Source organism: Pseudomonas sp. OA65, from assembly GCF_017498305.1.
Lineage (GTDB): Bacteria > Pseudomonadota > Gammaproteobacteria > Pseudomonadales > Pseudomonadaceae > Aquipseudomonas > Aquipseudomonas zanjanensis.
Genome location: NZ_JAGDEZ010000011.1, coordinates 1 through 19428, shown reverse-complemented (window position 1 = coordinate 19428; position 19428 = coordinate 1). Strand labels below are relative to the sequence as shown.

At 58.4% G+C, this 19428-nt stretch carries 17 protein-coding genes; 11 read left to right on the top strand and 6 right to left on the bottom strand.

All coding sequences use genetic code 11. The features are described from left to right. The 3 genes from J3361_RS11680 to J3361_RS11670 form a co-directional block, all read right to left on the bottom strand. Positions 1–1659: a cation acetate symporter gene (locus J3361_RS11680; RefSeq protein ID WP_207964738.1), complete on the bottom strand. Its 1659-nt coding sequence runs from the start codon at positions 1657–1659 to the stop codon at positions 1–3. Beyond that, entirely contained in the window at positions 1656–1967 is a 312-nt protein-coding gene (locus tag J3361_RS11675) for a DUF485 domain-containing protein (RefSeq protein WP_207964737.1), read from the bottom strand. The genes J3361_RS11680 and J3361_RS11675 overlap by 4 nt, the downstream gene beginning before the upstream one ends. Before the next feature lie 311 nt (positions 1968–2278). Continuing rightward, positions 2279–3133 (bottom strand): glycine betaine ABC transporter substrate-binding protein, encoded by an 855-nt coding sequence (locus J3361_RS11670; RefSeq protein WP_207964736.1) that lies wholly within the window; start codon positions 3131–3133, stop codon positions 2279–2281. 423 nt (positions 3134–3556) lie between these two features. Between J3361_RS11670 and J3361_RS11665 the strand changes: the two genes are divergently transcribed. The 7 genes from J3361_RS11665 (at position 3557) to J3361_RS11635 (ending at position 12095) form a co-directional block, all read left to right on the top strand. Beyond that, the gene (locus J3361_RS11665) at positions 3557–4855 is read left to right on the top strand and encodes a serine/threonine protein kinase (protein ID WP_207964735.1); all 1299 of its coding nucleotides are present in this window, start codon (positions 3557–3559) and stop codon (positions 4853–4855) included. Further along, on the top strand, positions 4848–5636 hold the full coding sequence (locus J3361_RS11660; protein WP_207964734.1) for a VacJ family lipoprotein: 789 nt from the start codon (positions 4848–4850) through the stop codon (positions 5634–5636). Before J3361_RS11665 ends, J3361_RS11660 begins: the two co-directional genes overlap by 8 nt. 470 nt (positions 5637–6106) lie before the next feature. Then, entirely contained in the window at positions 6107–7381 is a 1275-nt protein-coding gene (locus J3361_RS11655; protein WP_207964733.1) for an MFS transporter, read from the top strand. Between the two features lie 110 nt (positions 7382–7491). Continuing rightward, positions 7492–8688 carry a hypothetical protein gene (locus J3361_RS11650; RefSeq protein WP_207964732.1) on the top strand — a complete coding sequence of 399 codons (1197 nt, stop codon included), beginning with the start codon at positions 7492–7494 and terminating at the stop codon, positions 8686–8688. A gap of 12 nt (positions 8689–8700) precedes the next feature. Further along, the gene (locus J3361_RS11645) at positions 8701–10548 is read left to right on the top strand and encodes an aminotransferase class I/II-fold pyridoxal phosphate-dependent enzyme (protein WP_207964731.1); all 1848 of its coding nucleotides are present in this window, start codon (positions 8701–8703) and stop codon (positions 10546–10548) included. After that, the gene (locus tag J3361_RS11640) at positions 10541–11209 is read left to right on the top strand and encodes a formyltransferase family protein (protein WP_207964730.1); all 669 of its coding nucleotides are present in this window, start codon (positions 10541–10543) and stop codon (positions 11207–11209) included. Before J3361_RS11645 ends, J3361_RS11640 begins: the two co-directional genes overlap by 8 nt. 58 nt (positions 11210–11267) lie before the next feature. Further along, positions 11268–12095 (top strand): HAD-IIB family hydrolase, encoded by an 828-nt coding sequence (locus tag J3361_RS11635; RefSeq protein WP_207964729.1) that lies wholly within the window; start codon positions 11268–11270, stop codon positions 12093–12095. A 3-nt stretch (positions 12096–12098) separates the two neighbouring features. Here J3361_RS11635 and J3361_RS11630 read toward each other — a convergent pair whose 3' ends face one another. Then, positions 12099–13013, bottom strand: coding sequence for a DUF808 domain-containing protein (locus J3361_RS11630; RefSeq protein ID WP_207964728.1), 915 nt, complete (start codon positions 13011–13013; stop codon positions 12099–12101). 291 nt (positions 13014–13304) lie between these two features. On the opposite strand from J3361_RS11630, the gene J3361_RS11625 reads away from it, so the two are divergent. Further along, complete coding sequence (locus J3361_RS11625) at positions 13305–13913, top strand: TetR/AcrR family transcriptional regulator (RefSeq protein ID WP_207964727.1); 609 nt, start codon at positions 13305–13307, stop codon at positions 13911–13913. 137 nt (positions 13914–14050) lie between these two features. On the opposite strand, the gene J3361_RS11620 is transcribed toward J3361_RS11625, so the two are convergent. After that, positions 14051–14509, bottom strand: coding sequence for a transposase (locus J3361_RS11620; protein ID WP_207964725.1), 459 nt, complete (start codon positions 14507–14509; stop codon positions 14051–14053). 217 nt (positions 14510–14726) lie between these two features. Beyond that, on the bottom strand, positions 14727–15161 hold the full coding sequence (locus J3361_RS11615) for a heme-binding protein (RefSeq protein ID WP_207964723.1): 435 nt from the start codon (positions 15159–15161) through the stop codon (positions 14727–14729). A 267-nt stretch (positions 15162–15428) separates the two neighbouring features. Here J3361_RS11615 and gcl point away from each other — a divergent pair, with 267 nt between their 5' ends. The 3 genes from gcl to J3361_RS11600 all read left to right on the top strand — a co-directional run bounded on the left by gcl (position 15429) and on the right by J3361_RS11600 (position 19164). After that, positions 15429–17204 carry a glyoxylate carboligase gene (gcl, locus tag J3361_RS11610; protein WP_207964721.1) on the top strand — a complete coding sequence of 592 codons (1776 nt, stop codon included), beginning with the start codon at positions 15429–15431 and terminating at the stop codon, positions 17202–17204. A 123-nt stretch (positions 17205–17327) separates the two neighbouring features. Further along, a complete protein-coding gene (hyi, locus tag J3361_RS11605; RefSeq protein ID WP_207964719.1) occupies positions 17328–18110 on the top strand; it encodes a hydroxypyruvate isomerase in 783 nt (260 codons plus the stop codon). A 163-nt stretch (positions 18111–18273) separates the two neighbouring features. Then, the gene (locus tag J3361_RS11600; RefSeq protein ID WP_186708162.1) at positions 18274–19164 is read left to right on the top strand and encodes a 2-hydroxy-3-oxopropionate reductase; all 891 of its coding nucleotides are present in this window, start codon (positions 18274–18276) and stop codon (positions 19162–19164) included. Positions 19165–19428 lie beyond the last annotated feature (264 nt).

Sequence of the window (19428 nt, the reverse complement as noted above, 5' to 3'; positions counted from 1 at the left end):
TCAGTGACTCACCGCCCCACTTGCCCCCAGGCCAGTCTGCGAACGCACGAACTGCGGGAAGAACAGCGCCCGCTCGTTTGCACCTTCAACCGACTTGTCGGTGACAGAGAAGAACCAGATGCCAACGAAGGCAATGGCCATCGAGAACAGCGCTGGGTATTCATACGGGAAGATCGCTTTCTCGTGACCCATGATCTGCACCCAGATGGTCGGACCGAGCACCATCAGGCCCACGGCACTGACCAGGCCCAGCCAGCCGCCGATCATGGCGCCACGGGTGGTCAGCTTCTTCCAGTACATCGAAAGCAGCAGGACCGGGAAGTTGCAGCTCGCCGCGATGGAGAACGCCAGGCCCACCATGAACGCGATGTTCTGCTTCTCGAACAGGATGCCCAGGCCGATCGCCAACACCGCCAGACAGATAGTGGTGATTTTCGAGACGCGAATCTCATCCTTCTCGTTGGCCTTGCCTTTCTTGATCACGCTGGCATACAGGTCATGGGACACCGCCGAGGCACCGGCCAGGGTCAGGCCTGCTACGACTGCCAGGATGGTCGCGAACGCCACCGCCGAGATGAAGCCCAGGAAGATGCTGCCGCCAACCGCGTTGGCCAGGTGCACCGCCGCCATGTTGTTACCGCCCAGCAAGGCACCTGCAGCGTCCTTGAAGGCCGGGTTGGTGCTGACCAGCAGGATCGCGCCGAAGCCGATGATGAAGGTCAGGATGTAGAAGTAGCCGATGAAGCCAGTGGCATACAGCACGCTCTTGCGCGCTTCCTTGGCGTCGCTCACGGTGAAGAAGCGCATCAGAATGTGTGGCAGGCCAGCGGTACCGAACATCAGCGCCAGGCCGAGGGAGAAGGCCGAGATTGGATCCTTCACCAGGCCGCCGGGGCTCATGATCGCCTCGCCTTTAGGGTGAACCTTCACCGCTTCGGCGAACAGCATATTGAAGTCGAAGTTGACGTGCTTCATGACCATCAGGGCCATGAACGAAGCACCCGACAGCAGCAACACCGCCTTGATGATCTGTACCCAGGTGGTGGCCAGCATGCCGCCGAACAACACGTAGAGGCACATCAGGATACCGACCAGGATCACCGCAACGTGATAGTCCAGACCGAACAGCAGCTGGATCAGCTTGCCGGCACCGACCATTTGCGCGATCAGGTAGAACGCCACCACCACCAGCGAGCCGCAGGCGGACAGACTGCGGATCTGGGTTTGCCCGAGGCGATAGGACGCCACGTCGGCAAAGGTGTATTTACCCAGGTTGCGCAGGCGCTCGGCGATCAGGAACAGGATGATCGGCCAGCCCACCAGGAAGCCGATGGAGTAGATCAAGCCATCGTAGCCGGAGGTGAACACCAGCGCGGAAATGCCCAGGAAGGACGCCGCCGACATGTAGTCGCCCGCGATTGCCAGGCCGTTCTGGAAACCGGTGATCTTGCCGCCGGCCGCATAGTAGTCGGCCGCCGAGTTGTTTTTCTTCGACGCCCAGTAGGTGATATACAAAGTCGCGCCAACGAAGGCCACGAACATCAGGATCGCCGCGACGTTGAGGGGTTGTTTCTGCACGGCGCCGGTCAGGGCGTCAGCCGCCCAGGCGCCCGGTGCGAACGCTGCGATGCTCAATAGAGCCAGTAGACGCCGGATCATTGCTGAGCCTCCTTGAGAATCGCATTGTTCAGGTCGTCGAACTCGCCGTTGGCACGTCGTACGTAGATACCAGTCAGGACGAAGGCCGAGAGAATCAGGCCGACGCCGATGGGAATGCCCCAGGTGATGGTGGACTCGGGAGACATTTTAGCCCCGAGAATGTGTGGCCCGTAGGCGATCAGAAGAATGAAGCCGGAATACAGCCCAAGCATGATCGCCGAGAGAATCCAGGCGAACCTTTCTCGTTTCTTTACCAGCTCCTTGAAGCGCGGGCTGTTTTGAATCGAGAGGTAAATGCTGTCGTTCATTGTTTTTATCCTCGCAGCACAGATTTAATTGGAACGACCCTACTCTATGCGGCTCAAGGCCAGGTTCCAGACGACCTTAGTATTAGAACGACATGACGGTTTGCCAGCTTTCTACAGTTTTCGTAGTTTCCCTTGTGGGAGCGGGCTTGCTCGCGAATGCGGTGGGTCAGTCAACAGATAATTAACTGACACACCGCATTCGCGAGCAAGCCCGCTCCCACAGGGGTTGCGCAAGATTAAGGATCGGCAGGCAAAAAAAAACCGCATGACTCAAAAGCCATGCGGTTTTCGGAACAGTCAAACCAGGCCGATTACTTGCCGGTCCACTCCTTCACGCGGTCCGGGTGCTTGGCGACCCAATCCTTCGCTGCAGCGTCCGGCTTGGCGCCTTCCTGGATGGCCAGCATGACTTCGCCGATCTCGTCTTTCGAAGCCCATTGGAACTTCTTCAGGAACTCAACCACTTCCGGGGCCTTGGTGCCCAGCTCCTTGCTGCCGATGCTGTTTACAGTCTCAGCCGCGCCATAGACGCCTTTCGGGTCTTCCAGGAAGCGCAGTTTCCATTTGGCGAACATCCAATGCGGTACCCAACCGGTGACGGCGATGGATTCGTTTTTCTTCTCGGCACGGGTCAGCTCGGCGATCATGCCGGCGCCAGAACTGGCCTTGAGTTGATAACCGGTCAGGTCGTAATCCTTGATCGCCTGTTCGGTCTTGAGCATCACGCCTGAACCGGCGTCGATGCCGACGATGCGCTTCTTGAACGAGTCGTCGGTCTTGAGATCCTCAAGCGACTTGGCCTTGACGTACTCCGGCACGATCAGGCCGATCTTGGCGTCCTTGAAGTTGGGGCCGTAGTCGACCACGTTGTCCTTGTTCTTCGTCCAATAGTCGCCGTGAGTCACTGGCAGCCAGGCCGAGAGCATCGCGTCGAGTTTGCCGGTGGCCACGCCTTGCCACATGATCCCGGTCGCAACCGCCTGCAGCTTCACGTCATAACCGAGTTTTTGCTTGATCACTTCGGCGGCCACATGGGTGGTCGCGACGCTGTCGGACCAGCCGTCAACGTAACCGATGCTCAGGGTTTTGGTTTCGGCGCTGGCCAAGGTGGAACTGATGGCCAGTACCAGTGCGGCACCTGCGCCCAAGAGTCGTCGCATCTTCATCGTTACTTCCCCGAAAGTGCTGCGCCCGACGGATGCCGGACGGCGTCAACGTATAGTTATGATGCTCAGCGCCCCCATCACGCTCGCCCTCAAACCGGTCTGAACGCCAGTGGAGTACTGACAGGATCGATCATCAACCTGTGCCGTTCCGCAACCTGCTCTGCCTGCGACGTCGAAGCAACGAGAAACGACATCAGAACGCCAGCTACCGATTCCGGGCAATTGGCGCCATCCTCACACGTGAGTTTTTCCGGCCAAACCCGGCAAATGCCAGATAACTAGCCGCCACTGCGCATGACCGTGTATCGTCCCGCTACTATCGCGCCCCGTCCGTGCCTGTTTCGTGCCTCATGGCACTTGGCTCCGCTTCGGTGGTCATAGCCTGCGAACCTCATTCGGCACCTTCCTCTAAGGGATCCAGTCATGCTCCGTTCCTTGCGCTTCGCTGCCCTCCTCGGCGGCCTTATCCTGAGTGCGTCCGCGCTGGCGGCAGATATTGACGCCGCCAGCTATGGCTATCCCTTGACCAACCCGTTCGAGGCGACCATCGCCACCACGCCGCCGGACCTGCGTCCGGAACTGCCGCTGATCGAAGACATCAACCAGGCGGACCACAGCCTGACCCTGCGCCCGGAACGCGAGTTCATCCTGCCGGACAACTTCTGGCCGGTAAAAAGCCTCACCTACCGCATGGCAACCCAGGACAAGCCCGCGCCGCTGATCTTCCTGATCGCAGGCACCGGTGCGCGCTACGACAGCACCCTCAACGAGTACCTCAAGCGCCTCTACTACAAGGCCGGCTACCACGTGGTGCAGTTGTCCTCGCCCACCAGCTTCGACTTCATGAGTGCCGCTTCGCGCTTCGCCACGCCGGGCATCACCAAGGAAGACGCCGAAGACATGTACCGGGTGATGCAGGCGGTACGCGCCCAGAACCCGAAAGTACCCGTTACCGAGTACTACCTCACCGGCTACAGCCTCGGCGCCCTGGACGCGGCCTTCGTCGCCCACCTGGACGAAACCCGGCGCAGCTTCAATTTCAAGAAAGTGCTGCTGCTGAACCCGCCGGTGAACCTCTACACCTCGATCACCAACCTGGACAAACTGGTCCAGACCGAGGTCAAGGGCATCAACAACACCACGACCTTCTATGAGCTGGTGCTGAACAAGCTGACCCGCTACTTCCAGCAAAAAGGCTACATCGACCTCAACGATGCCCTGCTGTATGACTTCCAGCAGTCCAAGCAGCACCTGAGCAACGAGCAGATGGCGATGTTGATCGGCACCTCGTTCCGCTTCTCGGCGGCCGACATCGCGTTCACCTCGGACCTGATCAACCGGCGCGGCCTGATCATCCCGCCGAAATTCCCGATCACCGAAAGCACCAGCCTCACGCCATTCCTCAAGCGCGCGCTGCAATGCGATTTCGACTGCTACCTCACCGAGCAGGTGATCCCGATGTGGCGCGCGCGCACTGACGGCGGCAGCCTGCTGCAACTGGTCGACCAGGTCAGCCTGTACGCACTGAAGGATTATTTGCAGGCCAGCCCGAAGATAGCGGTCATGCACAACGCCGACGACGTCATTCTCGGCCCGGGTGACCTGGGCTTCCTGCGCAAGACCTTTGGCGATCGCCTGACGGTTTATCCGCTAGGCGGCCACTGCGGCAACCTTAACTACCGCGTCAACAGCGACGCCATGCTGGAGTTCTTCCGTGGCTAAATATCTGCTGCTTATCGCTGCGTTACTCAGTGCGGGCATGGCCCAGGCCGACAACAGCAAGGCCAATGCGCCCGTGGTGGTGGATTCGGACGGTTTCAAGGAACCGCTGACCAAGCTCAAGTTCAACCCGGGACTGGACCAGCGCGAGTTCGAGCGTTCGACCCTCAACGCCCTGAATGTCTATGACCCGCTGGAATCCTGGAACCGCCGGGTCTATCACTTCAACTACCGCTTCGACCAATGGGTGTTCCTGCCCGTGGTCGATGGTTATCGCTACATCACCCCCGGCTTCGTGCGCACCGGCGTCAGCAATTTCTTCAACAACCTGGGGGACGTGCCGAACCTGATGAACAGCCTGCTGCAATTCAAGGGCAAGCGTTCGATGGAAACCACGGCGCGCCTGCTGCTCAACACCACCGTCGGCATCGCCGGCCTGTGGGACCCCGCCACCGCCATGGGCCTGCCGCGCCAGAGCGAAGATTTCGGCCAGACCCTGGGCTTCTATGGTGTGCCGGGCGGCGCGTATTTCGTGTTGCCGATCTTCGGTCCGTCGAATCTGCGCGACACCTCGGGCTTGTTGGTGGACTACACGGCCGAATCGGCGATCAACTTCCTGAACGTCTCGGAAGTCAGCTCCAACCACCCGGAAGTGCTGCTCCTGCGCGGCGTGGACAAGCGTTACCAGACCAGTTTCCGCTACGGCCAACTGAACTCGCCATTCGAATATGAAAAGGTGCGCTACGTGTACACCGAGTCGCGCAAGTTGCAGATAGCCGAGTAACCCTTTAAGCCAACACGCCCGATCTGGCGTGTTGGCTGCTGTACCCTTGCGCGACGCCCCTCTCCCGCCGACCTAATTTTTTCTGGTCGTTCTTCGTTTAACAAAGACAATACGCGCGCAATTGCACCACCAAGGTGATCCAAGGGCAGTCGATTTTCGATTGTGAATTTTTTATTAACATTTTGTGACACGTCGTGTAGGATTGGATCCACATGAAAAGGACGCAGTATTCAAGGATCAAGGATCGATATGAAAAACACTTCTCTTCCCTTGCCGCGCATCATCAGATGCTGATGATCGGCTAACTTCGACATCCACCTGCGTTTACTAAACAAGTGACCGAGCACGACGTGTTCAAGAGTCACTCAGTAGCGCCTGCCCTTCGTTAAACTCCAGACGCTCAAGTCTCGCGGTTTGCGTTTCCTTACCTCACTGTCATGCGCCAAGCATTACATCCAGTGTGATTATTTATGCTCGCCTTCCAACGTGCCCGCTTTAAATACTATTTCTCATCGCTGCCATTTTTTATATGGATGCTGTTCATTGGCACCTTTCTGACGCGCGCTACGTCAATGATGGTCTGGCCATTCATTTCGGTTGTTCTTTATTCGCGGTTCGGTTTCAGCACTTCGACCATCGGCCTGATTCTGACGTGCTCTATCGCACTCTCTTCGCTGGTCAGCTTCTACAGCGGGTACCTTTCCGACAAGATCGGGCGGCTTAAGATCATCGTCGTCGGTTGCGTTGTGGCGATGGTCTCCTACTTGCTGCTGGGTGTCAGCACTCATGCCGAGGGCTATATCGCCGGAACGCTGTTGGCTAACCTCTCCTGGGCCCTGGTCAACAATCCAATCAAGACGGTGATCGGTGATGTCATCGAGTCTCGCTCTTTGGTGGAACGAGCCATGCATCTGCGCTACTTCTTTCTCAATGCCGGGGCCGCCGTAGGCCCTTACTTCGGGCTCAAACTGGGCATTTCCGCGGATTCCCTGTCCTTTGTGCTGGTGACGGCATCCTATTTGGCCCTGCTGGCGGGCGTCATGGTGTTCGGTCGCGGTATCACCCTGGAAGCCATCAACACCACTTCCTTTCGAAGCACCCTGCAAATCCTTTCCCGGGATCATGTGTTCCTCCTGCTCGTGATCAACAACATCATCATGATGTTCATCTTCGGCAGCTTTGATTCCAGCGTTCCCCAATTGATGGCTTCGCTGGCATTCGAGGGGTACCTGCCCTTTATCGCCAACCTGATCGTGTTGCATGCCACGGTGATCGTGCTGTTTCAACTGCCACTGGCCAGGGTCCTGGCATCGGCGACACTAGAGACGAAGATTCATATCGGCTCTGTCTTACTGGTGTTAAGCCAGGCCGGCATGGCACTGGCGGCGCACTTTTATCAAGTGCAGTTATTGTGGTACGGCGCGGTTCTGCTACTGAGCCTTAGCCAAGCCCTACTGTTTCCATGTTTGAATCTTTTTGTCGACAGCCTGGCGCCTCGAAACCTCAGGGGCGCCTACTTTGGCGCCGCCTCGCTCTACAGTATCGGCTTTTCCGTGGCGCCCATTGTCGGAGGCTTTTTCATACAAGCATTGAGCGGAACGGCGCTGTTCATTTTCCTGACGCTGAGCAGTCTCATCATGGCCGTTACCTTCGCTGGTATTTTCACTCGACTGCGACATCGCAACTTAACTAACGACAAACATAAAACCTGCATCACCGGCCAGGAACTCCCTGTCGGCCAGTAACGCCTGACGCGTGAAACCCTCCATTCCGTTGAGGTCACTTACAACGACGTCAGGTATTTCTGCGCCTTGAAATTATTGTTTTAAATATCAATCTCGCCACTGGAGAAAGAATGAACAAGGACGACTACGACATTATTTTATGCGGCGCGGGCCCGGCAAACATTTCATTGTTGCCCGACCTCATCCAAAAGGAAGATGTCCATCGCTGTTTGATTCTGGAGAAATCCAACACCTTGGGCAGCGGTGCGATCGGACAATACCGTATTACCGCCAACTCGCTGGGCGGGGTGTTCTTGGAAAAGTTCCAGGACAAGCAGGATGAACTCAGCCAATACATGCGTACCACGGCGGAATGGAGGTATTTCAGCGAACGACGTGACGAGGCGGTCGAGTTGCGCTACGTAGGACGGTTCCTGGAACACATTGGCACCTTTGTCCAGCAGCACAAGACGCTGTACAAGCGCTTCGAAGTATCGACCTTGTCCACCGTCGAAGAAATCCAACTGACCGGCGATGGCCGCTATGTCGTGCGCTATACCGTCGACGGCCAGGCCCGAGAGGCGCTGTGCAGGAAAGTCATGGTCAACCTGGGTGGACAAGTCAACAACGTTGCCTTGCCACACCTGAATGCCATCGATAGCGACGCCATGCTCAAAGGCCAATATGACGAACAGATCAAGGCCGGCCATTACCAGAACATCGCCATTCTGGGCTCATCCCACAGTGCCGTTTCCTGCCTGATCCGCCTGATCGAACAATTGGACTTTCAAGGCCCTGTCCAACTGCTGGTCAAGCGTGACTTCAAGCTCTTCTTTGACTCGCCACAAGCGGCACTGGCCCAGGGCTACCCTTTTGTCGATGCGGATGTTTGCCAGGCCAGCCAGCGTGTCAATCGCTACTCTGGCCTCCGGTACGACTCGCTCACGTTCGCTCGCAAGATCCAACGGGGAGACATTCCCAACCTGACCGTTGTGAATATCAGTGCCGAGGATCCAGAGGCATTGCGCAAACGCCTTGACTCGGTCGACCTGGCAATCAAATGCACCGGTTTCAGCGCAACGCCAGTCAGGCTGCTCGATATCGACGGCACCCCCATCACGCTGCGCCATGACGCCCATGGTCTGATCGTGGATCACCGACTGAATCCCAGCACGGTAACGGATCGAACCTTGGAAAACTTCCACGCCTTCGGCTTGGGCGCCGGCATCAAGACCGGGGGAGACAGCGGTGGCGAGGAAAGCTTCAGCGGCCGGATAGACGGCGTGTGGATATACCAACACGTGGTGCCCCGACTCGCTTTTCATTAATAAGGACATTCAATGAACACTGGAACAGCCATTATTCTCTGCGCCGGTCGCGGCAGCCGCTTGGCCAATCGCACCCTTCACATGCCCAAACCCCTGGTCAAGACCAATGGCATCGCATTCCTGGATAACGCTTTGAGCAATATTCAACTGCATGGCATCAAGCGGGTCGTGGTGGTAGTGGGTTATCAGGCCGAGATCATCACCGGGCACCTGGACAACCTGGAGACCCTGCTGGATATCGAGTACGTGCATAACCCGGACTGGGAGACGACCAATAACATCTACTCCTTGTACCTGGCTCGCCAACACATCGGCCAGGACACGCTCATCGTTGAAGGTGACATCTTTTTCGCCGAAGCCTGCCTGGAAAAGCTGCTGCAAACGTCAAGCGACCTGGTTGCACTGGTTTCGCCACTGGGGAAAAACATGGAGGGCACCTATGCAAACCTTCATGAGGGGCGGCTCCAGAGTTTCGGCTCGACTAAAGATCGTGATCATCAGCCGCAGGAAGGACAGTACAAGACCGTCAACTTGTATCGGATAGGCTCCCCGCTGTTCGCCAGCCATGTGCGCGAGCAACTGGAGGCCCAGGTCGCAGAAGGCAACCTGAACGCCTATTACGAAGACGTCTTCAAACAAGCATGCAAGACCGGAAAGTGGGACATCGAGGCGGCGGTGGTGTCTTCGACCGAATGGTACGAGGTCGATAATTATTATGACCTGACGGTGTGCAACTACATTTCCAGCCGTGATCGCCTGGCCTTTCTCCAGAGCCGCCACGGTGGCTACTGGCGCTACCCCGTCCTTGATTTCGCCCTGATCTATAATTTCCACTTTCCTCCCCAGCAGATGAAAGACCGGATCAAGGAAAACTTCGACGATATTCTCCTCAACTATCCTGGCGGCCGGAAACTCATTGAAGAGTCGCTGAGCGAATTCATTGGCGTCCCCGCCCGTCACCTTTGCGTGTCCAATGGCGCAGCGGAAATTATCAAATTACTGCCCTCTGTCTACTCAGGCAAAGTGCTAGTCACCGTTCCGTCCTTCAACGAATACGCCAATGTTTTCGGTGAGGAGCGCACGCTCAGCCATCACACCCATGCAGACCAGGGCTTCAACATCGATCTGGATGCTGTGTTGCAGACCTGCCGAAAAGAACGCCCCTCGGTCGTCGTCATCGAGTCGCCAAACAATCCGACCGGCTGCCTCACGCCAGCCGCAGCACTCTCGGAACTGGCCAGCCAACTGGCTGAACTGAATATCGCGCTGATTGTCGACGAGTCGTTCCTGGACTTTTCACCCAGCGCCGCAAACACCCTCCTGTCTGCGCTGGACCAGCATGCGAACCTTGTCGTTATTCGCAGCATGAGCAAGACATTCGGCATCGGGGGGATCCGTATCGGTTACCTCGCCAGTGCAAATCACAGCTTGCTGGCGCAGATCAATTCGCTACTGCCCATTTGGAACCTCAATGGCTTTGCCGAGGAAATGTTGCTGCATTTGCCGCAATACAAACAGGAATACCTCGAGAGCTGCCAGCAGGTTATCCGTGACACCCAGGCATTGCGCCAGGCGCTGGACGACATCGAAGGCATCACAGCCTTTGCGACCGACTCCAACTTTGTCTATTGCCGGACCGAGCAGGTCCCGGCACAAACTTTGTGTCGCCTTCTGCTTGAACACAACCTTTACGTCAAGGAATGTTCTGGCAAGCGCAACACCGACTCAGACCACTACCTGAGAATTTCCTGCCGCACCCGTCAGGAAAACGCCCAACTCATAAGGGCATTGAAATCGACTCTGCAGGCGCTGACAGCATCGAGAAATGCGCATCTTAAGAAGGAGCTGTCCCATGCCTAAACAGGTCGTGATCTGCGGTAAGGGTGAACTGGCGATTTTTGCCTGTGAATACTTCAATGCCTCGTCCGAACACCGGATTTCTTATGTCGTTGCGGACCCGTTCGAGCCAGTGAGCAGCGAACTCACGTTGGTCGAGTACTGCCGGAACAAGGGCATTCCCCTCATTGAAAGCGGCAAGATCGAAGACCTGCCTGGCTACAAGGAAGGGCTCTTTTCATGCGATCTGTGCCTGGTGATCTTTCACAAACGAATATTGCCTCGGGCCTACATCGATTGCTGCAAACGCATCGTCAACCTGCACTTGTCGTACCTGCCCCATTACCGCGGGGTGCGTCCCATCAACTGGGCGCTAAAGAACAGCGAGCGCCAACATGGGGTGACCCTCCATGAAATCAATGAAGGCATCGACGACGGTCCGATTCTCAACCAGGTGTCGTTCTGTATTTATCCGGAATTCGAAGAAGTCATCGACACCTACAAACGGGCAATCGCTTACGCCCGCCAGTTGTTGATCGACACCTTGCCGCTGCTCGACAGGATTACCCCAGTTGAGCAACGTCACGAGGAGATGAGCATCTATTTCGAAAAGGACAACGCCCGGCTGGAAGAACGGATGACGTTCACCCGCGAGCAGTCACTGAAGTTGCTTGGCCAACATTGATCTACCGTGCCGGGCCACAGCCCTTGGTTGTGGCTCGGCAGCCTATTCGAGGAACACCATGTATTCATTGATTGCTTCGGACCTGGACGGAACCTTGCTCTTGCCCGGCGATAGGCTGGGCAACTACACCCGGACGGTGATGCGACACCTTTACGATGCCGGCCTGCATGTGGTGTTGGCAACGGGCCGCCAACAGGCCGACGTCGAGACGTTGCTCGACGACAGTTCGCCCCCCTTGCACCTGATCACCTCCAACGGTGCCAGGATCAGCAGCGCCTGTGGCGAATTGATGCGTTGCCAAGCGCTGCCTGACGACGTTGTCCAGGGGCTGATTGAAGAAGCCCGCCACATCCCTGACCTGATCATCAACCTGTACGGTCCGTGCGGCTGGTTAATCGGCTGCGAGCATGATGTCAGCGACTTCAACCGCAACCCGCATTTCCAACCGACCGTGATCCGACCCGATTCGTGGCCTACGGAAAACGTCGAAAAGGTGTTTTTCTTTCAGAAGGAAAAAAATCACCAGGCTTTATTGGCTTTGCAGAAGCGGCTGGAGCGGCGATTCGCCAACCGCATCAGCACGGTGTTCTCGTTTACCTGGTGCCTGGAAGTGATGGCCAGCGACGTTTGCAAGGGCCACGCCCTGAAACAGCTGGCCGCGTTTCTTGATGTCCCCATTGGCGCCTGCATCGCCTTTGGTGACGGCATGAATGACCTTGGCATGCTCTCAGTGGCAGGCAAGGCGGTCATCATGGGAACCGCTCACCAAGACGTGACCCAGGCGCTGCCCGATGCTCAGATCATTGGCGCCTGCAGTGACGAAGCCGTGGCCCGATACCTCTCGAAGCATGTGCTGGTGCCGATTCACTCGGTCACGCAATCCTGAGGTTCAGGCTCGTACCGCTTTCCAAAGCTTGGCCACGGCCATGACGCCCAGCAACACCACGCCACCGGCGACAATGCCCGCCACCGCATTGAGCAACATCGGCACGATAAACCCGGCGCCACCGGCGCTGGCCGTCACGCCTTCGATCCAGTGATGCACCGCTGGCACGCCGTGGGTAAGGATACCGCCGCCGACCAAGAACATGGCCGCGGTGCCGATCACCGACAGGCTTTTCATCATGTAGGGTGCTGCACGCAGGATCGCCCCGCCGATGCTTTTGGCGACCTGCCCTGGCTTCTGCGTCAACCAGAGCCCCAGGTCATCGAGCTTGACGATGCCCGCCACCAGGCCGTACACACCGACGGTCATGACAATCGCAATGCCCGACAGCACGATCACCTGTTGAGTCAGCGGCGCATCGGCGACGGTGCCGAGGGTGATGGCGATGATTTCCGCCGAAAGGATGAAGTCGGTGCGCACGGCGCCCTTGATCTTGTCCTTTTCGAAGGCCACCAGATCGACCGCCGGATCCGCCACCGCCTCGACCAGTTGCGCATGTTCAGCCTGGTCCTCGGCCTTGCTGTGAAGGAACTTGTGGGCCAGTTTTTCGAACCCTTCGAAACATAGGTAGGCGCCGCCGATCATCAACAGCGGCGTCACCAGCCAAGGGACGAAGGCGCTGATCGCCAGCGCCGACGGCACCAGGATCAATTTGTTGATGAACGACCCCTTGGCCACCGCCCACACCACCGGCAGCTCGCGCTCGGCGCGCACACCCGACACTTGCTGGGCGTTGAGCGCCAGGTCATCGCCGAGCACGCCGGCGGTTTTCTTGGCGGCCATCTTGGTCATCAAAGCGACATCGTCAAGCACGGTGGCGATGTCGTCGATCAGTACCAGCAAACTGCTTCCAGCCATGGAGGGGCTCCTTGAATAATAATGCTGCGCAGCATACCGCGAGGCGCGGGGCCTTGGGGCCTGTACGGTTAATTCGAGTACTCAAATTCGAGTGCCAGTGCTTGCCAGGCAAGGCGCCATGACGAGTCGTAGCCCGCTACGGCGAGGAATGGTAACGCAGCTGGGCAAGCACTGGCGCCGAAGTTGAGTGCACGAATTAGCCACACAGGCCACCAGGGGCATTCTTGAGCGCCGCGCGAGGCCGGTGCTACCATGCGCCACCGCCAGAACAGGCAAGGAACCCCTGGGTTTATGAGCACAATCCGCGAGCGCAACAAAGAATTGATCCTGCGTGCCGCCAGCGAAGAATTTGCCGACAAGGGCTTCGCCGCGACCAAGACCAGCGACATCGCGGCCAAGGCTGGCCTGCCCAAGCCCAACGTCTACTACTATTTCAAATCCAAGGAAAACCTCTACCGCGAGGTGCTGGAAAGCATCATCGAGCCGATTCTCCAGGCTTCGACACCGTTCAATGCCGACGGCGTACCCGGTGAGGTGCTGAGCCACTACATCCGCTCCAAGATCCGCATCTCCCGCGACCTGCCCTTCGCCTCGAAAGTCTTCGCCAGCGAAATCATGCACGGCGCCCCGCACCTGAGCCCCGACCTGGTGGAACAACTCAACGCCCAGGCCCGGCATAACATCGACTGCATCCAGACCTGGATCGACCGCGGCCAGATCGCCCCCATCGACCCCAACCACCTGATGTTCAGCATCTGGGCCGCCACCCAGACCTATGCCGATTTCGACTGGCAAATCAGCGCCGTGACCGGCAAGGCCAAGCTCGATGAAGCGAATTACGAAGCGGCGGCGCAGACGATTATTCGGTTGGTTTTGAAGGGGTGTGAGGTGGATCGCTAGCTAGGCTCGGGACCGAGTTGCGGCTTTCGCGAGCAGGCTCGCTCCCACAAAGGACTCAGGTTGTTTGCAGACTCTGTATTCACCACAAAACCCTGTGGGAGCGAGCCTGCTCGCGAAAGCCGCAACTCGATTTCAAGTCAAAGCCAAATGGCATCCCACAGCGGATAGTCGCCAAGCCGCCCTACCAGGCCTGCCCGAAGTGGATTTGCCACAACATAGCGAGCCAGCTTTACCAAATCCTCTTCCCGCCGCAGCGCTCGGTCATGAAATCCTTGTTGCCAAAGGCTGACTTTATTATCCAGGCGCAGATTTACAGCTTTAGTAGTCAATGATTTGGTCCTTTGCATCAACTCACTCAAAGACCCCTTGCGCAACTCAATCAGCCAATGGAAATGATCAGGCATGACCACCCAGGCCAATGAATCAGCCCAGCCTTGCTCCTGAGCTTTTCGAAATTGATCAACAACCAGCCTCCCCAGAATAACGTCCTTAAAAACGGGTGCACGGCACAATGTATTGGTGGTCAGTAAATAGATCCGGCTGGATTCGGCGTAGCGGCCGAGGCGCAGTCTATGTGAAGCAGGTGAACCAGGCATTCCTTGCCCCTTCGATGATTTGATTCATGGAGAAGGCTAGACCTGTGGATGCCTGGATGGGAGGCAGACTTTTGGCTGGATGTGTCTGGTAGATAGCTATCGCGAGCAGGCTCGCTCCCACAGTTTAGATCTGCGGCGTTTGCAGAGTGTCTGCCCACCTCAACCCTCCTGTGGGAGCGAGCCTGCTCGCGATAGCGGAAGCTCAGTCAATACAAAATCAAGCCCCAGCATCCGCCCTCAACCGCACCGCCTCCACCGCCCTCACCGCCACCTGCTCATCCACATCCGAAACATCCCCACTCACCCCAATCGCTCCCAGCACTCTCCCGGCCTGATCCCTGATCAACACCCCACCCGGGGCCGGCACGACGTTGCCTTGGCCCAATCCATTCAACGCGGCGAAGAACGCCGGGCGTTGCTGGGCGTCCTGGGCGAGCAGGCGCGAGCCTTTGCCCAGGGCGATGGCGCCCCAGGCCTTGCCGATGGCGATCTGCGGGCGTAGCAGGCTGGCGCCGTCTTCGCGCTGCAAGGCAACCAGGTGCCCGCCACTGTCCAGGACCGCGACGGTCAAGGGTGCGGCGCTGATTTCACGTCCTGCGGCAAGCGCTTGCCCGGCCAGGTTGATGGCGATTTTCAAGGTTAGAACGCTCATGGGTACTGTCCTTCTTTTGTTATGGGAAAGCCTTGCGGGCTTCACTTTCAGAAAACCGAACAAAACAAATAGAACACAACAAAACATATTTTTGTATACAATAATTTTCACAACTAACCTTTGACGACAAAAGGCCGCAGCAAAACCTGGCCTTCCGACGAATGAAACAGGTGCTTGAGGAAATGGATTGACCTGCGTCGTTCGCCGTGAATACACTCTGCGCAAAGCCACTTGTATACAATTACAAAACGTAAGAGGCACAAAACTATGAGCAAAATGAGAGCAATCGAAGCCGCCGTTCTGGTGATGCGCCGTGAAGGCGTGGACACCGCCTTCGGCATCCCGGGTGCAGCGATCAACCCGCTGTACTCCGCCCTGCAAAAGGTGGGTGGCATCGATCATGTCCTCGCTCGCCACGTTGAAGGCGCCTCGCACATGGCCGAGGGCTACACCCGGACCAAGGCCGGCAACATCGGCGTGTGCATCGGCACCTCGGGCCCGGCCGGCACCGACATGGTGACCGGGCTCTACAGCGCTTCGGCCGACTCGATCCCGATCCTGTGCATCACCGGTCAAGCGCCCCGCGCCCGCATGCATAAAGAAGACTTCCAGGCCGTGGACATCACCAGCATCGTCAAGCCCGTGACCAAGTGGGCGACCACCGTGCTGGAACCGGGCCAGGTGCCGTATGCCTTCCAGAAGGCGTTCTTCGAGATGCGCTCCGGTCGGCCGGGCCCGGTGCTGATCGATTTGCCGTTCGACGTGCAGATGGCCGAGATCGAATTCGACATCGACGCCTACCAACCGCTGCCCCTGGCCAAACCCGCGGCCAACCGCGTGCAGATCGAGAAAGCCCTGGCGATGCTCAATCAGGCTGAACGCCCCTTGCTGGTGGCTGGCGGCGGCATCATCAATGCCGATGCCAGCGACCTGCTGGTGGAGTTCGCCGAGCTGACTGGCATTCCGGTCATTCCGACCTTGATGGGCTGGGGCACGATCCCGGATGACCATCCGTTGATGGTCGGCATGGTCGGTCTGCAAACCTCTCACCGCTACGGCAACGCCACCTTGCTCAAGTCAGACGTGGTGCTGGGCGTCGGCAACCGCTGGGCCAACCGTCACACCGGTTCGGTGGACGTCTACACCGAAGGCCGCACGTTCATTCACGTGGACATCGAGCCAACCCAGATCGGCCGGGTGTTCACTCCCGACCTGGGTATCGTCTCCGATGCCGCCTCCGCCCTGACAGTGTTCATTGAAGTGGCCCGCGAGTGGCAAGCCGCCGGCAAATTGAAGAACCGCAACGCCTGGTTGCAGGATTGCCAGCAACGCAAGGCCAGCCTGCAACGCAAGACCCACTTCGACAACGTGCCGGTCAAGCCACAACGGGTATACGAGGAAATGAACCAGGTGTTCGGCAAGGACACCTGTTATGTCAGCACCATCGGCCTGTCGCAGATCGCCGGCGCGCAGTTCCTCCACGTCTACAAGCCACGCCATTGGATCAACTGCGGCCAGGCCGGGCCTTTGGGCTGGACCATTCCGGCGGCGCTGGGGGTGGTCAAGGCCGATCCGAGCCGCAAGGTCGTGGCGCTGTCGGGCGACTATGATTTCCAGTTCATGATCGAAGAGCTGGCGGTGGGTGCCCAGTTCAAATTGCCGTACATCCACGTTGTGGTAAACAACTCCTACCTGGGCTTGATTCGCCAGGCCCAGCGCGGCTTCGACATGGACTATTGCGTACAACTGTCGTTCGACAACCTCAACGCCCCGGAACTCAACGGTTATGGCGTGGACCACGTAGCCGTGGCCGAAGGCCTGGGCTGCAAGGCGCTGCGGGTGTTCGAACCGGCCGGTATCCAACCGGCGCTGCGCCAGGCCCAGGCAATGATCGAGGAGTTCAAGGTGCCGGTGATCGTCGAGATCATCCTGGAGCGGGTGACCAACATCTCCATGGGCACCGAGATCAACGCCGTCAATGAGTTTGAAGACCTGGCGCTGGTGGGCAACGATGCACCCACAGCCATCTCATTGCTCGACTGAGGTTTTTTGTGGGAGCGAGCCTGCTCGCGAAGATGTATCTGTCATTCAGTGCTGACTGACACACCGCTTCGCGAGCAGGCTCGCTCCCACAGGGGACTTCACCAATATTCACAGGAGACCACCATGCCGCGTTTCGCCGCCAACCTGTCCATGCTGTTCACCGAGCAGGATTTCCTCGCCCGTTTCGAAGCCGCCGCCAAGGCCGGTTTCAGTGGTGTCGAATACCTGTTCCCCTATGACTACAGCTCCGCCGAACTCAAGGCCTTGCTCGACGCCAACGACCTGACCCAGGTGCTGTTCAACCTGCCGGCCGGCGACTGGGCCAAGGGCGAGCGCGGCATTGCCTGCCTGCCGGACCGGGTCGAGGAATTCCGCGCCGGTGTCGACCTGGCAATCGCCTATGCCCAGGTCCTGGGCAACACGCAGGTCAACTGCCTGTCGGGGATTCGCCCGCAGAACTGCAGTGAGACCCTGGTGGAAAAAACCTTCATCGCCAACCTGAAATACGCCGCCGAGAAGCTGCAGGCCAAAGGCATCAAGCTGGTGATGGAAGCCATCAACACCCGCGACATTCCCGGTTTCTACCTGAACAACACCGCCCAGGCCCTGTCGATCCGCGAGCAGGTGGGCAGCGCCAACCTGTTCCTGCAATACGACATCTACCACATGCAGATCATGGAAGGTGACCTGGCCCGGACCCTGTCGGCGCACTTGGGCGAGATCAATCATGTGCAACTGGCGGACAACCCGGGCCGCAACGAGCCGGGCACGGGCGAAATCAACTACCGCTTCCTGTTCGAACACCTGGACCGCATCGGCTACCAGGGTTGGATCGGCTGCGAATACAAGCCACTGACCACCACCGAAGCGGGCCTGGGTTGGCTGAAAACCCATAACGCGACCTGACTGGCGCGGGCTTTTGTGGCGAGGGAGCTTGCTCCCGCTCGGCTGCGAAGCAGACGCATGATTTTTCACCCTACATGGATTTCTGGGGCCGCTTCGCGGCCCAGCGGGAGCAAGCTCCCTCGCCACAGAAACCCGGGACATTTCAATAAGAGAGGATTTTCCCATGGCTAAAATCGGATTCATCGGCACCGGCATCATGGGCCACCCCATGGCACTGAACCTGCAAAAGGCCGGTCACAGCCTGTTCCTGTCCCAGCACCACGACCCGGCCCCGGCCGACCTGCTGGCCGGCGGCGCGGTGGCCTTGGCCAACCCGAAGGAAGTGGCCCAGGAAGCCGAGTTCATCATCGTCATGGTCCCGGACACGCCGCAGGTCGACGACGTGCTGTTCCGCGCCGACGGCGTCGCGGCGGGCGTGGGCGCGGGCAAGGTGGTGATCGACATGAGCTCGATCTCCCCCACCGCCACCAAGGCGTTCGCGGCGAAGATCAATGAAAAAGGCGCGCAGTACCTCGATGCCCCAGTCTCCGGTGGTGAAGTCGGTGCCAAGGCCGCCACCCTGAGCATCATGGTCGGTGGCGACAGCGCCGCCTTCGAACGCGCGCTGCCACTGTTCCAGGCCATGGGCAAGAACATCACCCTGGTGGGCGGCAACGGTGACGGCCAGACCGCCAAAGTGGCGAACCAGATCATCGTCGCCCTGAACATCCAGGCGGTGGCCGAAGCGCTGTTGTTCGCCTCGAAAAACGGTGCCGACCCGGCCAAGGTCCGTGAAGCGCTGATGGGTGGTTTCGCGTCGTCGAAGATCCTCGAAGTGCACGGCGAACGCATGATCAAGGGCACCTTCGATCCGGGCTTCCGCATCAGCCTGCACCAGAAGGACCTGAACCTGGCCCTGCAAGGCGCCCGGGAGCTGAACATCAACCTGCCCAACACCGCCAACGCCCAACAAGTGTTCAGCACCTGCGCGGCCATCGGCGGCAGCAACTGGGATCACTCGGCGCTGATCAAGGGGCTGGAGCATATGGCCAATTTCTCGATTCGAGATAACTGACACACCACAAAAAACTGTGGGAGCGAGCCTGCTCGCGATAGCGGACTTTCAGTCGACATCGATATTGAATGTCAGGCCCTCATCGCGAGCAGGCTCGCTCCCACAGGTAACCGAGTCGCCTCAGCCAATAATAAAAACCGGGAGCCCGCCATGTCGGTCGATCCGCAACAACTGCTGCGCGAGCTGTTTGCCACAGCCATCGACGCGGCCCATCCGCAGCAAGTCCTTGAACACTACCTGCCCAGCGACCGCAGCGGCCGGGTG

Excerpts from the sequence above, each read along its gene's own strand:
- gcl (WP_207964721.1), top strand. The coding sequence starts at position 15,429 with ATGAGCAAAATGAGAGCAATCGAAGCCGCCGTTCTGGTGATGCGCCGT.
- J3361_RS11630 (WP_207964728.1), bottom strand. The coding sequence starts at position 13,013 with ATGGCTGGAAGCAGTTTGCTGGTACTGATCGACGACATCGCCACCGTG.
- J3361_RS11680 (WP_207964738.1), bottom strand. The coding sequence starts at position 1,659 with ATGATCCGGCGTCTACTGGCTCTATTGAGCATCGCAGCGTTCGCACCG.
- J3361_RS11615 (WP_207964723.1), bottom strand. The coding sequence starts at position 15,161 with ATGAGCGTTCTAACCTTGAAAATCGCCATCAACCTGGCCGGGCAAGCG.
- J3361_RS11600 (WP_186708162.1), top strand. The coding sequence starts at position 18,274 with ATGGCTAAAATCGGATTCATCGGCACCGGCATCATGGGCCACCCCATG.
- J3361_RS11635 (WP_207964729.1), top strand. The coding sequence starts at position 11,268 with ATGTATTCATTGATTGCTTCGGACCTGGACGGAACCTTGCTCTTGCCC.
- J3361_RS11625 (WP_207964727.1), top strand. The coding sequence starts at position 13,305 with ATGAGCACAATCCGCGAGCGCAACAAAGAATTGATCCTGCGTGCCGCC.
- J3361_RS11670 (WP_207964736.1), bottom strand. The coding sequence starts at position 3,133 with ATGAAGATGCGACGACTCTTGGGCGCAGGTGCCGCACTGGTACTGGCC.
- J3361_RS11620 (WP_207964725.1), bottom strand. The coding sequence starts at position 14,509 with ATGCCTGGTTCACCTGCTTCACATAGACTGCGCCTCGGCCGCTACGCC.
- J3361_RS11655 (WP_207964733.1), top strand. The coding sequence starts at position 6,107 with ATGCTCGCCTTCCAACGTGCCCGCTTTAAATACTATTTCTCATCGCTG.
- hyi (WP_207964719.1), top strand. The coding sequence starts at position 17,328 with ATGCCGCGTTTCGCCGCCAACCTGTCCATGCTGTTCACCGAGCAGGAT.
- J3361_RS11650 (WP_207964732.1), top strand. The coding sequence starts at position 7,492 with ATGAACAAGGACGACTACGACATTATTTTATGCGGCGCGGGCCCGGCA.
- J3361_RS11675 (WP_207964737.1), bottom strand. The coding sequence starts at position 1,967 with ATGAACGACAGCATTTACCTCTCGATTCAAAACAGCCCGCGCTTCAAG.
- J3361_RS11645 (WP_207964731.1), top strand. The coding sequence starts at position 8,701 with ATGAACACTGGAACAGCCATTATTCTCTGCGCCGGTCGCGGCAGCCGC.
- J3361_RS11665 (WP_207964735.1), top strand. The coding sequence starts at position 3,557 with ATGCTCCGTTCCTTGCGCTTCGCTGCCCTCCTCGGCGGCCTTATCCTG.
- J3361_RS11640 (WP_207964730.1), top strand. The coding sequence starts at position 10,541 with ATGCCTAAACAGGTCGTGATCTGCGGTAAGGGTGAACTGGCGATTTTT.